Annotated in this window: 13 protein-coding genes; 2 read left to right on the top strand and 11 right to left on the bottom strand. The window is 51.5% G+C overall.

Annotation, left to right across the window (positions count from 1 at the left end):
- Positions 1-150: 150 nt before the first annotated feature.
- Positions 151-1,248 (top strand): citrate/2-methylcitrate synthase, encoded by a 1,098-nt coding sequence (locus PV02_RS11420; RefSeq protein ID WP_256623547.1) that lies wholly within the window; start codon positions 151-153, stop codon positions 1,246-1,248.
- Between the two features lie 3 nt (positions 1,249-1,251).
- On the opposite strand, the gene PV02_RS11415 is transcribed toward PV02_RS11420, so the two are convergent.
- Positions 1,252-1,686 carry an SRPBCC domain-containing protein gene (locus tag PV02_RS11415; protein ID WP_256623546.1) on the bottom strand — a complete coding sequence of 145 codons (435 nt, stop codon included), beginning with the start codon at positions 1,684-1,686 and terminating at the stop codon, positions 1,252-1,254.
- Between the two features lie 138 nt (positions 1,687-1,824).
- A complete protein-coding gene (locus PV02_RS11410) occupies positions 1,825-2,925 on the bottom strand; it encodes a DUF8173 domain-containing protein (protein ID WP_256623545.1) in 1,101 nt (366 codons plus the stop codon).
- 156 nt (positions 2,926-3,081) lie between these two features.
- Here PV02_RS11410 and PV02_RS11405 point away from each other — a divergent pair, with 156 nt between their 5' ends.
- Positions 3,082-3,591, top strand: coding sequence for an immunoglobulin-like domain-containing protein (locus PV02_RS11405; RefSeq protein WP_256623544.1), 510 nt, complete (start codon positions 3,082-3,084; stop codon positions 3,589-3,591).
- A 116-nt stretch (positions 3,592-3,707) separates the two neighbouring features.
- Here PV02_RS11405 and PV02_RS11400 read toward each other — a convergent pair whose 3' ends face one another.
- The 9 genes from PV02_RS11400 to PV02_RS11360 form a co-directional block, all read right to left on the bottom strand.
- A complete protein-coding gene (locus PV02_RS11400) occupies positions 3,708-4,322 on the bottom strand; it encodes a 4Fe-4S binding protein (RefSeq protein ID WP_256623543.1) in 615 nt (204 codons plus the stop codon).
- An 84-nt stretch (positions 4,323-4,406) separates the two neighbouring features.
- Positions 4,407-4,778 (bottom strand): MarR family transcriptional regulator, encoded by a 372-nt coding sequence (locus PV02_RS11395; protein ID WP_256623542.1) that lies wholly within the window; start codon positions 4,776-4,778, stop codon positions 4,407-4,409.
- 147 nt (positions 4,779-4,925) lie between these two features.
- Positions 4,926-6,398 (bottom strand): homoserine O-acetyltransferase MetX, encoded by a 1,473-nt coding sequence (gene metX / locus PV02_RS11390; protein ID WP_256623541.1) that lies wholly within the window; start codon positions 6,396-6,398, stop codon positions 4,926-4,928.
- A 1-nt stretch (position 6,399) separates the two neighbouring features.
- Positions 6,400-7,698, bottom strand: coding sequence for an O-acetylhomoserine aminocarboxypropyltransferase/cysteine synthase family protein (locus tag PV02_RS11385; protein WP_256623540.1), 1,299 nt, complete (start codon positions 7,696-7,698; stop codon positions 6,400-6,402).
- A 283-nt stretch (positions 7,699-7,981) separates the two neighbouring features.
- Positions 7,982-10,429 (bottom strand): vWA domain-containing protein, encoded by a 2,448-nt coding sequence (locus tag PV02_RS11380; RefSeq protein ID WP_256623539.1) that lies wholly within the window; start codon positions 10,427-10,429, stop codon positions 7,982-7,984.
- Entirely contained in the window at positions 10,429-12,300 is a 1,872-nt protein-coding gene (locus PV02_RS11375) for a BatA domain-containing protein (protein WP_256623538.1), read from the bottom strand. The genes PV02_RS11380 and PV02_RS11375 overlap by 1 nt, the downstream gene beginning before the upstream one ends.
- Positions 12,300-13,181, bottom strand: a complete 882-nt coding sequence (locus PV02_RS11370; protein WP_256623537.1) for a DUF58 domain-containing protein — start codon at positions 13,179-13,181, stop codon at positions 12,300-12,302. The genes PV02_RS11375 and PV02_RS11370 overlap by 1 nt, the downstream gene beginning before the upstream one ends.
- Before the next feature lie 38 nt (positions 13,182-13,219).
- Positions 13,220-14,191: an AAA family ATPase gene (locus tag PV02_RS11365; protein ID WP_256623536.1), complete on the bottom strand. Its 972-nt coding sequence runs from the start codon at positions 14,189-14,191 to the stop codon at positions 13,220-13,222.
- A gap of 69 nt (positions 14,192-14,260) precedes the next feature.
- On the bottom strand, positions 14,261-15,133 hold the full coding sequence (locus tag PV02_RS11360) for a DUF7502 family protein (protein WP_256623535.1): 873 nt from the start codon (positions 15,131-15,133) through the stop codon (positions 14,261-14,263).
- Between the last annotated feature and the right edge of the window lie 9 nt (positions 15,134-15,142).

Raw genomic sequence — 15,142 nt, 5'->3', positions numbered from 1 at the left:
ATCTCTGATGTGCATTACTCATTTATCCGATCATGTCCTGTATCAATCATTAAGATACGGACCTTTAGTGAACTCTATAACAAGGTATGTCTGGATCCGTTCAGGCATCTTTTTACCGTAACGTAGATTTTCTGCGTAGGGGGCACTTATATGCAAGACACGAAAAAAGGACTTGAAGATGTTATAGCTCTGGATACCAGCATATGTTCCATCGACGGAATGGAGGGAATACTGAGGTACAGAGGGATCGAAGTCGAACAACTGGAACAGATGCCTTACGATGCGGTATCCTATCTTCTGATATACGGGAAGATACCGGCTCCCCAGGAGCTCGAGGCATATTCAAGAAAGCTCAGAGAAGAACGCTATATCAACAGAGAGATCCTGAACGTGCTAAAGGTCTGCAACTATGGCACAGAGGCCCTTGATTCCCTCAGGACGGCTGTCTGCTGCTCTGCCCACATGGACGAGGAAAAAGATGACAGCAGCATGGAAGCCAATATGAACAAATCCATTCGCCTGGTAGCTAAGTTTCCTACCCTTGTTGCTGCAGTCCACAGGTATAAGACCGGAAAGTTCCTCATCGCCCCTGACGAGAAGCTGTCCCACGGAGCAAACTTCCTATACATGCTGAGGGGTACGGTCCCGAGTGCTATCGAAGCTGAGGCTATCGAGAAGGACTTCATCCTGAGTGCCGAGCACGAGCTTAACCCGTCAACTTTCTCCCTGAGGATAACGGCTTCCACCATGGCTGATATCTACTCGGCTGTGATAACCGGCCTGTGCACCCTCAAAGGACCTCTTCACGGCGGCGCCCGCAAAGGTGTCATGGATATGCTTGACGAGGTTGCTTCACATGAGAATGCGGAGCAGTATGTGCTTGATAAGTTCTCCAGGAAGGAGAAGGTAATGGGTTTTGGTCACAGGGTCTACAAGACCTGCGATCCCAGGGCAAAGCTGTTCAAGGACATTGCAAAGAAGCTTGCTGACGATCATGGGGATACCCAGTGGTACGACCTGGCCGAGAGGCTGGAGCAGGTCATGTACCGCGAGTTCATGCAGAATAAGGGAAGACCCATCTATCCTAATGTAGACTTCTACTCTGCTGTGGTGTACAAATATCTTGAGATCCCGCCTGAGCTTGCAACATCTGTGTTTGCGGCAGGAAGGGTATCAGGCTGGGTGTCTCACTACTTTGAGCAGTATTCCCATAACAGGGTAATAAGGCCAAGGGCGAACTACATCTGAAGCTCAGGCCTTTTCACTTTTCTTCTTAAGGGAGAGGTTCATGCTCTCAAACCCCTGCTCGATATTCTTTCCCATCAGGTGAAGGATGAGCGGCACAAGCACTCCCTTGAAGCGCTCGCACTGGATAAGGCGTGACCTGTTCTCATCGAGTTCCTCTATCCTGAAGGCATGTTCGCCGTCGAAGATGCCCCTGACCCAGAGGCTCCCAAGCCAGCGAAATTCCTTGACCGGCTCGACCTTTACCACGGTCGGCCTCATGGTCATGGCTTTCTGTCCGGGTGGCCGAAGCAGGATCTCAAGTTGTGCGCCGGTCTCAAGTTTCCCCTTCCGGACCTGTATGAAGGGGTTCCAATCATCAAAATTCTCAAAATCAGTCAGGATGCTCCAGACCTTCTCGGCCGGTGCATCAATAATGATGTCTGTGCATATCTTTTGCATCTCGGAATAAACCTCCCTTAAAAAAGGGAATCTAAAAGCGTTGCTTGTCAAAACACTGATATACTCTTTAATATTTATACTTTGACTTTTATGCCAGTTATCCTGATGCATCCATTCTACTCAATATCCGGATAAAACTCAGAACCGCCTCCTCGTTTCTTCTGCCAGGTTCCCTACCGGTATCAAGGTAGCTGCCAGGCTCACGAGCCAGCCTATAACGGGAATGGCGCTTACCAGCAGGAGTGCAAATAACCCGAAGAGCAGTTCCACCCATGGTCTCTGCACCCTTCCCATCTTTGTGAACATCCACCTTCCGAGCCAGAGCCCTGTGATTATCCTCGCCAGGTACAGCAGGATGATGGTCATTACCAGTATTATCAGCCCGAAGGGTATCCCTATGATCGTAAGCATGAGCACCACTGAAATGACAAATGCAGCTATCACGACCACAAGCCCTGTCAGAAAGGCCCTTCCCGGACTATCCGATGTCTTTCTTGCCAGGCGCTGCATCCTGTCCGGCCATATCGCCAGGAGCACAAGACCTATAAGTATAAGGGCAAGGAAACTGGCTATCCACCAGAGTACCACAAAGGCTCCAATTTCACTGTTCCCGTCGGACATCATGTTATAATATATCTCACCGCCAACCACTCCTGCGGGAACCTCGATCCTCTCAGGAGCAGTGTACCTGAGGTCGCCTTCTATCCTTGCGCCAGGCAGTACCTCAAGATTTCCCGACTGAAGTTCTGCATCCCCGCCAACATTTCCTCCCATTACCATGGTGCCTGCCGAGCCTGTAAGGTCCCATGTGACATTCCCGAGCATTTCCATCTGGCCGGCCGAGAACGCGAGCACTCCCCCGATAAGCGCTTCCCTGCCAATGACAGTATCACCGGTGAAAAGGGCGAGATCGCTCCCGGCATCCCCGTTAAATGTCAGGTTGCCCGCCGCAACCCTGATATCGTCACCTACATTACCGGTGATAACTACCTCTCCTGCTGCTACAGTGAGATCCTCGGTCACATTGCCGCTGACCTCGACCCTTCCCCCCGCTATCACGACGTCACCGACGACTGTCCCGCTTATCAGGACACTGCCTCCGGCTATATATACATCATCATCGATCACATCATCTATCACAACAGTATCGCCGCTCCGTGTCGTCAGGGCGGATGCCGTTCCGCTGAATATGAGAACAAGCAGCAATGCTGCCATGAACATCGCAAATCTGCCTTTCATATGAATCCCTGCTACCCTGAAAAGAGTATGATTTCGAAGGTTAAAATCCTTGCTAAGGTATCCTGCAAAAGAGTGGTATATGCTGAACTGGATTGGTAACTGCGAACAAATCCGTAGCTATAGAATGATTTATCAGTTGTTGTGGCTTTAGTGGATATGATAACTATGGGCAAAAACAAATTGACTACGGGCAAGAACCCAAAATTGAGATGGATCCCTCTAGTATCCATAGGAGTGGTTGCACTCTTCCTGTTCTTTGCAGGATGCCTGGACAATGAGGCAGTGAATGAGGATGATAATGTGGAAACAACTCCCGGAGCACTTCTTAACCTGTCCCGGGAAACCTATGGCATATCCGATGATATCGAGCTTGAGGTCAGGAACACAGGCAACACCAACCTCATGTTCGGGCGCAGCTTCAGTGTTGATGCCTTCAATGAAAGCAGTTCGGAATGGGAAGCTGTGGAAATGGACCTGATCGTGACAATGGATATGATCATCCTGTCCCCCGGAGATGCCTTCACCCAGAGCTTCAATCCTGAAGAGGTCTTTGTAGATGGGGTGAAGGAAGGACAGTACAGGATCAGGAAGACCGTATCAGTCGATGACACGGATGAAAGCATGGAACTGGAAAAGGTTTTCCGTATCAAGGCAGACACCGAGTGAAGAATAAATGGCAGCCATCAATGGCTGAACAGACAGATCCATGGCCCCTTCAGAAGGGGCCTGAATCAGTCCTTTTTTAATCGATCAGGGCCTCCGGCCTGGGCCGGACGAGGAGTTCAGTTCCTGAACGCCAGTGCTTTTGTGGGACACGATGTCACGCACCTGCCGCACTTTATGCAGTCGGGCTTGTGGTCGTTAGTGTGCACTTCAAGCTGCATGGGACACTTTTTCTCGCACTTGTTACAGTCGATACACTTGGAATCGTCCACATGGAGCCTGTACCTGTTTCCTCCGATGAGGTTCTGCATGGTCCCCATGGGGCAGAAGGTACACCAGGTACGGGGGCTGAAACTGACACCCACGATCAGTGCTATGGTTGTGGTCATCAGGCACATTATCACAAAGACCATCCCTATCTGGTTGATGAGCCCCTGCGTTGACATGAGCCTGTAACCCATGAATACCATCATGAATGCAAGGAGAGGGACCCTTACCCAGAAGCTTCTCAGGATCTTTGGTATCTTCCGACCCCTGGATATCTTACCGACCCAGAAGTCATTGAAACTTCCCCTGGGGCAGAGGTTCCCGCAGAACCACCTTCCCCTGAAGATGCTGGTTATCATGAGAGTGGCAAAGACCACCAGCAGCAGATAGCCAAGCAGGGGGAACCAGAGCCCTGCAATGGACACGATAAGCACAAGTATGCCGAGATATGGGGTTATTTTAAGCATGATTACACTCCTGATTTAAGACTGTTCGATGAGGATTCGTTTGATTTGATCTTGATTGTTGTAAACCGATTAATTATGATATGATCACTTCTTTTCGTGTTTTTCTTCAGCCCAGCTCTGCAGTTCCGTATCGACCCTGTTCACCCAGCTGTTGACTACCTGCATGATGAGTTCCCTGATCTCCTTCTTACTGCGGATCTTATACACGAAGAAGTATCCTCCGCCGTCCATGTTGTTCTGGGAGCGGATCAGGATGTTGCGCTCGTAGAGTTTCTTGACGCTCCTCTGGACCGTCGAAAGGTTCAGCCCGAGCTCCTCTGCAATATGGTCCGTGTTGAGCCAGTCCTGGCCGAACTTAAGGAAATGCTTTAACACATCAAGATCGGCTTTTGTCAGGTTCAGCCCGCACTTGATGACAGCTTCTATCTCAAACTCCTTACACGCAAAGTCGATCATATGCTACCTCTGTTTATCAACAGTACTGTACTAAAGCAGCAGTCTATATAAGCAGTTGCAAGTACTGCATCAAATATCAAAAAACAGAAGTACCGCCCCTGCCGTTAAATGGAAGGAGCGGTTCCCAGATCATCAGCCGGATGTAGCTCAGATGTAGCCGCCAACAAGCCTGTTGATCTCATCGCTGCCGATAATGCCCAGTATCTTCCTGCCAGCGTCCACCACCGGCAGGGCGGAGATATTCTTCCGTTGCATCTTCTTTGCGGCACTCTCGATAGACTCGTCAGGGCTTGCCGTAATGACTTCCCTGGTCATGATGTGTTCAGGAGAGGTATATTTCAGGGCAACCGCCTTGGATATGTCCCAGGAGGTGATTATCCCTGCAAGCTCGCCGCTTTTGGAAACCACCGGCAGGTGAGTTATCCCTTCCCTGCACATCACCCGTGCAGTTTCCTCGATGCTTATTCCTTCCTGAATGGATACGATATCCTTTTTCATGATGTCCGCAACGCTCACATGGGAGAGGAAATTCGTTATGAGGTAGCTAAGCTGCCCTGTCTCCAGCAGGAAGGCATCGTGCCCGTAGTTGGATTCTATTTCCCGATAATTTGCATCCTTATTATTGGCTGTCAGCGCCGCCACGATCTCCCTGGACTGATAGGTCGGGTAGAGCCAGTCAGAACTGACCCCTATCACAAGGAACTTGGCCTGTACATCCCTCAGTCCATCCCGCAGCGAGCCGTTCTTTGTCAGGTCGAAGTAATCAAGCGCCTTGGTTATATACAGATAGGTGTTTGCATCGAAGCGCTTGGTAAAGGACTGCCCCTGATGATGCAGGTAGCTCTCCACCTCGAAATCGAAGGCCAGGTCAAAATCGTATTTGTTCTTGTCCTGAAGCCTCCTTCCGAACTTATACTGCATGGAATCATCACTAAGGTATGTGATGTGCCCGATCATCCTGGCAAGCGCAAGACCGTGGACCGGCGGGCTCTGGGAATAGTAATTACCTTCATTCCATTTAGGGTCCGAGATGATGGCTATCCTGCCCACCTCATTGAAGGCTATCTGCTGCGGGGATGAGTGTGATGTTGTCGCTATGGCTATAGCCTTACTGAGGGAGTCCGGATAAGATACCGCCCATTGCAGCACCTGCACGCCTCCCATGGAGCCTCCGACGGCAGCAAAGAGCTTTCCGATGCCAAGATGATCGGTAAGCGCTTTCTGTGCTTTCACCATATCCCCTATTGTTATCACGGGGAAATCAATGCCATATGGCTTCCCTGTAGCAGGGTTGGTGCTGGAGGGCCCGGTGGAGCCCTTGCACCCTCCCAGCACGTTGGAGCAGATCACAAAGTACCTGTCTGTGTCCAGTGCCTTGCCCGGGCCTATCATGGTGTCCCACCAGCCCGGTTTCTGGTCTCCGGGGTGCCAGCCTGCCGCATGCGCGTCCCCGCTGAGGGCGTGGCATACCAGTATAGCATTGCTCCTGTCTTGATTCAGGCTGCCGTAGGTCTCATAGGCCAGCGTCACCGAGGATAGCTTTTTCCCGCTTTCCAGCTGCAGCTCTCCGGGAAGGTGAAAATACTGCGTCTCTGTGATCCCGAGTGACTCGTTTTTCATATTATTGCGACCTCTTCAGTGCCTGGTCTATGTCTGCTATCAGATCTTTCACATCTTCAAGACCCACGGACATCCTGATGAAGTCGTCGGTTACACCTGTGGCTTTTCTCTCCTCCGGGGTGAGCTGCTGGTGGGTCGTGGAAGCCGGGTGGATGACAAGGCTCTTTGCATCCCCGATATTTGCCAGGTGGGAGAGCAGTTTCACGTTATCGATGAACTTCCTGCCGGCCTCAAGTCCTCCCTTGATCCCGAAACCAAGGATGGCCCCGTATTTCCCGTTCAGGTACTTCCCTGCAAGCTCGTGGCTCGGATGGCCCTCGAGTCCCGGATAGTTGACCCATTCCACAAGGGGATGTCCCCTGAGGAATTCCGCGACCTTGAGAGCATTGCTGCTGTGCCTTTCCACCCTGAGGGGAAGGGTCTCGAGTCCCTGGAGGAGGAGGAAGGCGCTGAAGGGGCTGAGTGCGGGTCCAAGGTCGCGCAGCAGGTGTACCCTGAGCTTGATGATGAAAGCTATGTTCCCAGCTCCCGGGAGGTTCCCGAAGGTTTCCCAGTATCTGAGGCCGTGATAACTCGGATCGGGTTCTGTCAGTCCGGGGAACTTCCCGTTATCCCAGTTGAATTTCCCGGAGTCCACTATGACGCCGCCGATGGTGGTCCCGTGTCCTCCCAGGAACTTGGTAGCAGAGAGCACCACGATGTCGGCTCCGAAATCGATAGGCCTGGTGATACCTATGCCCACCGTGTTATCCACTATGAAAGGTATCCCTGCCTCATGCGCTATCTTTGCTATAGCTTCAAGGTCAGGCACGTCGAGCTTGGGGTTACCAACAATTTCTGCATATACCGCTTTTGTCTTTTCGTTGATGGCCTTCCTGAACTCCTCCGGTTTTGTGGATTCCACGAACCTGACCTTTCTCCCGAGGTTTGGCAGGGTGTTGTTGAATAACTGATAGGTGCCTCCATATAGGTTGTTGGCCGAAACGATCTCATCTCCCGGCCCTGTCACCCCGAGGACGGCCAGGGTTATGGCAGCCATTCCAGAGGCCACAGCAAGCCCGCCGGTGCCGCCTTCAATGGCAGCTACCCTCTTTTCAAGTACATCGGTTGTCGGGTTCATCAGCCTGGTGTATATGTTGCCGAACTCCTTGAGTCCGAAAAGGTTGGCCGCATGCTCAGCATCCCTGAACACGTAGGATGCTGTCTGGTAGATAGGTACTGCCCTTGAGCCTGTGGTCGGGTCAGGAACCTGCCCTGCGTGAAGTGCCAGGGTGTCAAATCCATATTCATTGTTGTCCATTTGCTGTTCCTCTGTAAAATGTGCTTCTGTGAGTTGTTACGGCTCTGTGCCTCTGGATCACATGATCGCTTTCAGAGTATAGTAGTTGGAACAAGTATTTATTGGTTTCGCATATAACAATTGTGAATATATAACCTGTGGTTATTTAAGCAGCTGTGCAGCACACTCCTGTCCAGGAAGTACGATCTAAAAAGCTTTGTTATCCGATTTGATAACAGATGATGTAGGTTGAGAAGACCGCAGCGTATCCTAAAAGCAAAAGATGCAGGCATTGAAGGTCTGTCTAAGCCTGCATCTCGCTCTGCATCTTCTTCATTTCCCTGATCTCCCTGAGCCTTCTGATGATGACCTCGCCAAGGAAGATCATCAGGGCTGCGATCAGGAAATACATCTTGTAGCTGACGATGTCGCGCACCAGCTTCTCGGACTTCTCCCTTGCCTCCGTGAGCAGGCTGGCGCGTGCCTCGTCCTCGGTATATGTGCTGCCGCCATATGCCTTTATGAGCACAGGCAGTTCCTCGTTAAGTCCCACATCGCGATATTCCAGTGCATAGTTGACAGCTATGGGATAGCCTGAGAGGTCGTGAACTCCTATACTGTTCGAGCTGACACTGGCCTCATAGACATTGTTGCCTGTCAGGGAGAGATCGACGTTGTTACCGTTGAGCTTGAGGATCGGCGTGCCTGTATCGTACATTGTGAGCACCACGTCTGTAGGCGTCCCGTACCAGGTATCTGCCGCTTCCACCACGGCTCCCGTTTCCTCACGGGGGTTGCCGATGGCCCAGTTCACAGTGGAGGAAATAAGTCTTGAATTGTTGCCTGAGTACAGTGCAGTTCCCCACCTGTTCCCTCCCCTTTCGCCGTTATCGGTCGTAACGGCCGCGACCCTTCCAAGCCCGTATCTCCAGGTGGTTATGACCGGCTTGCCGGTGGCGGTAATAATGATCCTGTCGGCGCCGGCTTTTGGCGTGACGTCGTTGTATCCTGTTATCTCGCCCTCTACTTCCACATCCCTGGTTATGAAATGCTGTGTGTTGAGTTCAATGAGCGGGAAGGTGCCGAATGCACTCTCATTTTCTTCGGTCTGCTGTGGCAGTTCATGGAATACAATGTTGGCCCTTTCACCCCGGTTCAGACTGAAATATGTACCGTCCACTTCTTCCATAAGTCGCTGAGCATATGCAACCTGTCTCTCATCATACTGTGAGGGAGCACTGGACCTTATATGGATGTAATAAAGGTTCACTCCATCTCCTGTGATCTCCCTGGCAATGTCAAGGCTGCTGTCGTAGGACTTCTCAATCCCTCCATCGGATATGATTATAATGTCAAGTTCACCTGCCTCGTTATCTAGCCAGCCCTTTGCAACCAGGAGTCCTTCGTTAAGCGATGTCTGACTGGTGGAGGAAGGTGTGAGAGTCTCTATCTTGGACCTGAGAAGCTCTATGTTCGAAGTTGTCCCAAGATAGACAAGCCCGTTGGAAACATCATAGCCCTCAGTACCGAAGGCAATGACTCCCATATAGGCATCGCGCAGGTTCTCATTCTCAAGTATATTAATAGCGTTCCCAAGAATGTCTCCCTGGGTGCCATGAGCAGCTGTACTGAAGGAGATGTCAAGCAGAACTACCACATTGCGCCCTCCTGTCCAGTCCGTGGGCCTGGAAGCGACCGGCAGTATCTCCTCTATCGGAGAGTCCAGGTAGTTACCGAAATTATAGGAGCGATCGCCGCCCACTACCACGATGCCATGTCCGTCATTAAGGAATTGCTTAAGTTTTGCCACATCGCTCTGTGAGAAGGAGTTGGCATGCACATTATCTACTACGATTGCTTTCTTGCCATCGATGCCTGAAAGATCGGATGCTGCCGAGACATCGTAAAGGTTGCGGAGAGAGTATGCCAGCGGGGAGCCGCTCTCAAGACCGATAGCGGTAATCTTGGGTTTGGGAATAGCATAAACTGCTTTGTAGAACTCGTTGTTTATGTCGTCGGTGTCGTCCCCGGAAGGGATTACCACAAGTCTCATTGTGTGCTTACCGAGCTTCGAGAACTTGATCTGATGGAGCGGTATGGTCTTCTGCTTCTCTACCTGCACCACGTTTGCGCTCCTTGCGAGCTGGTCATCTATGTAAAGCTCATAGCGGTAACTGATCTCTCCTGTACCTGCCTGTGAGATGACAATATTGAACTGGTTCTCGTTGTTCACGATAACCGTTTTATCACCGGTGATCTGTGCACTGATATCATTGGAGATGAGGTCCGGTTGCACATAGTACACAGTCGTGCCTATGTCTTGCGCGAACTTCAGGGCCTCCTCAAGGTCAGCCCCGCTGTTGCTGTTCCCGTCCGTGACCATCAGTATCTGGTTATCGCCGGTGGCATACTGCATTATCGCATCTCCCAGGGCGGTCTTGTCCCCGCTGAGCGTCACAAGGGTCGTGGGGGTATTTGCTGCCAGGTGCTCATAGAGCTTAGTGGAGGCCTGCCTGTCGAACAGTCCCATGCTGTCAGTCTCATCCGCTATCAGGACAAGGTTGGGGCTGTCGTCCACGGTCACCCTTGGGCTCAACGTATAGGGCGATGCCAGTGCAATGATAAGCAGCGTCAGGACGATCATCCTGGAAACTATGAGGCCTTTCTGCCGGGCTTTCCTGAGCATGTAGGCTCCGCCTATAAGCACAGGGATGATAAGCCCGAACATTTCCGGGTGCTCGAAGCTGACCATCAGAGCTCACCCCTCTTCCTAATTATCAGCAGTTCAAGTAGTACAAGCAGGAAAACTATGATTATCATATATGTGTCCAGATAGTTCTTTGCGGTATAGCTGCTGGCACGCACGATGCCGGGTGAGTCCTTAGCCTTCGATCTGTCGATAAGCTCCTGTCCTGTGAGGGTCGTATCCGACTCCCTGTCGCTGTACAGGTTGACAGCAATCCTTTTTCCGACCACCGTATAGACCCCGGCCTCATCATAGAGCACCCTTGATGTTGTTTCGAGGCCGGAGGGGGTCTGTATCTCCTGCTCCCTGGCAAGTGCGGATACCGAGCCTGTCTTCAGGTTGTAATCCGTAACGCTTCCCGTACCTCCGAGCCAGCCGGCCAGCTTGAACCAGAATACCGGGTATTCTGGAAGGTTATGGAAGTTGTTCCAGGCATCTTCTCCCATGGCGTCATTCAGTCCCAGGTAGACCACCGTGCCATCTCCCAGCGTGCCGTATACCAGCATGGGAGTGCCCGCAGTGGTTGATACAAGGGTCGTTGTGTCCCTCCTTGCAGTAGCGTTGAGGTACTCGTACACCGCCACTTCTTTGAACTGTATGTCCTCACTGAGCCTCGTTTCCTGGAGCACCTTGAGCGTTACACCTCTCTCGGCACTCACGACATCTCCCGTCCTGACAGGAAGCAGTTCCTGCATGTCCGTACCGGCCTTATCCGAAGCCAGCGCATCGCTTGCTATGAACACTACCTCGCCGCCGCTCCTGATAAAGCTGTTGAGGGTGGCTATTTCGTTTGATGCAAGAGCCCTCTGCTTAGTGGCAACCACGACCACGCTGTACCGGGAAAGGTCCGAAGGCACTCCTTCAAGCAGGTTGGTCCTGACATTGGGCATGAGCGAGAGCGCGGTGTGGGAAGGGAGCTTCCCGGTATCCGAAACCACAAGCATCTGTTTTGATGCGGAGGGAGGGACCGATATATATGCCACGTTATCGACCATGAGGCTGTCGGCAGCTGCGATCCTTACTTCACTTATGCCGGGCTTCAGGTTTGTCACCTTGAACTGCTGTGTGGAGCGGGCAGCCACGTTAAGGTTCACCTGCTGTGAGCTTCCGTCCTCATTAACAACATCCAGTCTCACGGACTGCCTGCCGTTATTGTAGTTCTTCACTATCCCCGCATAGGTGTAGCTTCCGTCAACCGCTGAGACCTCTCCCTGGATGATGCCCACATTGTCGGTGCTGCTGCCCACAAGGACATACTCAACCTGCAGTCCGTAGGACTCGGCGAGGTTCTTGGCGTTCACTGGGTCATCCCCGTCCCAGTAAGAGAAATCGGATATCACAACTATCCTCCCGCCTTCCTGGGATAGCGTCCTCATGCCTGCCGAGACGGCCGCGGAGATATCTGCGACCACTGCCTTGGGCTTAAGCGTATTCAGGGTCTCATCGGCTGCCGAGGAACCGCCGTCGGCAAGTACTGTCACGGGTACGTTCTCTGCAAGGATGATGGTATTCTTCTTGCTTACATAGTCACCTGCCTTTGAGAGCGCGTCGCTGAACCTGTTGTCAGTCTGCATGCTGGCGGATGCGTCGATGATTATGACAGTATGCTCCCCGCTGAGAGGCTCCTGCGTCTCGATGAAAGGCGCTGCTGCAGCAAGTGCCAGCAGTATAAGCACAAGGAGTTGTATAAGGAACAGCGGGTCTTTTATCAGTTTGGTTATCGATGTGTAGAAGCGCTTTTTTTCTTCCTTGATGTTCATAAGGAACATCAGCGAAGGCACCACTACCTGAAGCGGCTTGGGGCGCAGCAGGTAGAGCAGTATAAGGGGTATCACGCTTGCAAGGGCGGCGAGCGCGAGGGGGGTCTCAAAAGGCATTACCACATCCTCCTGCTTATAGTATTGAGGAACGCATCAAATATAGGTACGTCCGTGCTGACAGTGTAGAACTCGGCACCTACCTTATCACATGCCGCAGTGATCCTGGCGATATGCTCTGCCAGCTTTTTGTTGTATTCGCTCTTGAAGTCCTCGCTGACGTAGGTGTCCAGCTTGACCCCGGTCTCTACGTCCACCAGCCTGCTGTGCCCGTGCAGGGTAAGCATGCTCTCTGTCCTGTCAAGCACCTGCACAAGCAGGAGGTCATGATCGGCAAAGCGATAGATGGCTGACTCGATGGATGCGGGGTCATCAAGGAAATCAGATATGATTACTATAAGTGACCTCGAACTGATGGCCTTCGAATAAAGGTTGGTGACATGGTCTATATTGGTCCTGCCTTCGAGCTTCACGCTCTCGAGCCGTTCGATGGTCTGCAGGAGATACCTTCTTCCCCTGCGTGGTTTTGTGATGTCCGCTTCTTGGGAGAAGGTGGATATGGCAAATTTGTCATTATCCCTTGTGACAAGATATGCAAAGCCTGCTGCCAGCATTGTTGCGTACTCGAACTTGGAGATGTCGCCGCTACCGTAGTCCATGCTCTTGCTGGCGTCCAGCAGGATGTGCGTGGTGAGTGACTTCTCCTCCTCGAACTGGCGCACATAGAGCTTCTCGGACCTCGCATAGGCTTTCCAGTCAACGGATTTGAGTTCGTCTCCCCTGTTGTATTCCCTGTAGCCTACGGTGTCAAGCCCCTTGCCGCTATGGAGAGAGCGCCTGCTTCCGGCATATGTGCTCGACATCCTCTTCTTCACCATGAAGGTGAAGCGGTCAAGCTGCCTGAAGAAGTCAACATCTATGGTATGTTTCTTGTCGCTCATTGCCGGTTATTGGATTAGGTTTTGGTCGGGGACCGGGATTATTTGATCTTTTCAAGGATGTTCCTGATGACTTGGTCAGTTGTGATACCTTTCCTTTCTGATTCAAAGGTAAGGATTATCCTGTGCCTTAACACCGGGTAGGCCATGGCATCGATATCCTCGTTGCTCACATAGTTCCTTCCCTTTATCAGGGCCCTTGCCTTTGCCGCAAGGATGAGTCCAATGGAAGCCCTTGGGGAAGCGCCGTATTCAATGAACTCGTTCCTGATACGGGTGCTCATGACTATCTTGATGACACGGCTCTTGATGTCGTCTGCGATTGGCACGTCCCTTGTGAGCTTCTGCAGGTCGAGGAGGGAGTTCTTGTTAACGACCTTGCCGACGGTGGGCATTATTGAGCGGGTGTAGCGGTTAACTATCTCGATCTCATCCTCATATTTCGGGTAATCCACAAGGATCTTGAGGAGGAACCTGTCAAGCTGGGCCTCTGGAAGCGGGAAAGTTCCTTCCATCTCTATGGGGTTCTGGGTTGCAAGGATGAAGAACGGCTGCTCAAGCATGAAAGTATCATTGCCCACGGTGATCTGCTTTTCCTGCATGGCCTCAAGGAGTGCTGACTGTGTCTTCGGGGATGCACGGTTGATCTCATCCGCCAGCACGATATTGGCAAATACCGGTCCGGCCTCGAACTTGAACTGCTTTGAGCCGCCCACGTCCTCGATGATATGGGTTCCGGTGATGTCTGCAGGCATGAGGTCAGGGGTACACTGTATCCTGCTGAAGTTAAGATCCAGCGCCTTTGCTATTGTGGATATTGTGAGCGTCTTGCCAAGTCCCGGGTTACTTTCCACCAGGGCATGCCCGTTGCACAGTATCGCAATGATTATCTGCTCTACGGTTTCGTCCTGACCGACAACCACTTTTCCGATCTCTCTGAAAAGGGTGGCAAACATATCCCCGGCAACCCTGTATGTTTGTGTCAGATCCCTTGAGTTCATGTCGCTAGCCATTTGTTCTCTCCTTTGTTCTCGTCCTTTGGATATTGGTTAATGTGATCAGTGATTAAATCTATAGTTATGTTACTTTTGAGCCATCTGTTCAAAGTATGACTTGATAACGCTCTCATAGCCTTCAGGGAAGCTCTCATAATAGGTCTGTGAGGATATGGCATCGATCTCGTAGGACGATGAAGGCACAAAATCCGTGTCCTGCTCGCTGTCATTGCCCTCGTTAAAGCCGACTCCCGATCCGGGGGGCAGGCTAAGGTCCACCTCAGTCCCTTCCACCACTATCACTGCCGGCTCTCCTGTAATGTTCTCCGCGCCTGTATTCTCCTGAGTGTCCTCATCTATCTCGAAGAGGTCATCATCCGAGCTGTCCGGAAAGAGATCATCGAGTACGTTTTCCCAGTCACCGGGGTCCACTACGTGTATGCTGTTCATAGTGACAAAGGCCAGTAAGATAACGGAGACTATTATCACCATTATGCCAAAGTTGATCCTTCTTTTCCTTAGAAAAGCGGAAGAACTTACCTTTTCCACGGATGACGATACTGCCTGTCGCAGGTCGTTGGCAATGATATTGTCAAGGTCCAGGTTATCATAGGCGGTTCGCAGCCTTTCCCGAAGTCCTGGATATTTTTCTTCTACGAGCCCGATGGTATTGATCCTCTTGTCCCTTATGTGAATGATAAGGGTTAACGCCAGAGACACAAGCGCAGACAGGGCCAGGAGCACCACTGTTGCAAAAGGTATACTGAACCCGGCAAGATCATAACTTGTTCCTGAGCGAACCTCGAAACTCTTTATGAACGGCAGTGCCTGATCGGCACTCAGCAAGATAAGAAATGTATAAATGAGGATAAGGATCGTGAGAAAGTCGAGCAGCTTATATGTCCTGCGGTATCTCTTCAGGGCAGCTTCCTGTGTTTGCACGAATTTCCTGATGTCCATGATAAGTAC

It is taken from the genome of Methanolobus chelungpuianus, from assembly GCF_024500045.1.
Classification (GTDB): domain Archaea; phylum Halobacteriota; class Methanosarcinia; order Methanosarcinales; family Methanosarcinaceae; genus Methanolobus; species Methanolobus chelungpuianus.
This window is presented reverse-complemented; position numbering and strand designations above follow the sequence as displayed.

Bases quoted from the DNA above. Each gene is read 5' to 3' on its own strand.
- PV02_RS11420 (WP_256623547.1), top strand. From the start codon at position 151: ATGCAAGACACGAAAAAAGGACTTGAAGATGTTATAGCTCTGGATACC.
- PV02_RS11415 (WP_256623546.1), bottom strand. From the start codon at position 1,686: ATGCAAAAGATATGCACAGACATCATTATTGATGCACCGGCCGAGAAG.
- PV02_RS11410 (WP_256623545.1), bottom strand. From the start codon at position 2,925: ATGAAAGGCAGATTTGCGATGTTCATGGCAGCATTGCTGCTTGTTCTC.
- PV02_RS11405 (WP_256623544.1), top strand. From the start codon at position 3,082: ATGATAACTATGGGCAAAAACAAATTGACTACGGGCAAGAACCCAAAA.
- PV02_RS11400 (WP_256623543.1), bottom strand. From the start codon at position 4,322: ATGCTTAAAATAACCCCATATCTCGGCATACTTGTGCTTATCGTGTCC.
- PV02_RS11395 (WP_256623542.1), bottom strand. From the start codon at position 4,778: ATGATCGACTTTGCGTGTAAGGAGTTTGAGATAGAAGCTGTCATCAAG.
- metX (WP_256623541.1), bottom strand. From the start codon at position 6,398: ATGAAAAACGAGTCACTCGGGATCACAGAGACGCAGTATTTTCACCTT.
- PV02_RS11385 (WP_256623540.1), bottom strand. From the start codon at position 7,698: ATGGACAACAATGAATATGGATTTGACACCCTGGCACTTCACGCAGGG.
- PV02_RS11380 (WP_256623539.1), bottom strand. From the start codon at position 10,429: ATGGTCAGCTTCGAGCACCCGGAAATGTTCGGGCTTATCATCCCTGTG.
- PV02_RS11375 (WP_256623538.1), bottom strand. From the start codon at position 12,300: ATGCCTTTTGAGACCCCCCTCGCGCTCGCCGCCCTTGCAAGCGTGATA.
- PV02_RS11370 (WP_256623537.1), bottom strand. From the start codon at position 13,181: ATGAGCGACAAGAAACATACCATAGATGTTGACTTCTTCAGGCAGCTT.
- PV02_RS11365 (WP_256623536.1), bottom strand. From the start codon at position 14,191: ATGGCTAGCGACATGAACTCAAGGGATCTGACACAAACATACAGGGTT.
- PV02_RS11360 (WP_256623535.1), bottom strand. From the start codon at position 15,133: ATGGACATCAGGAAATTCGTGCAAACACAGGAAGCTGCCCTGAAGAGA.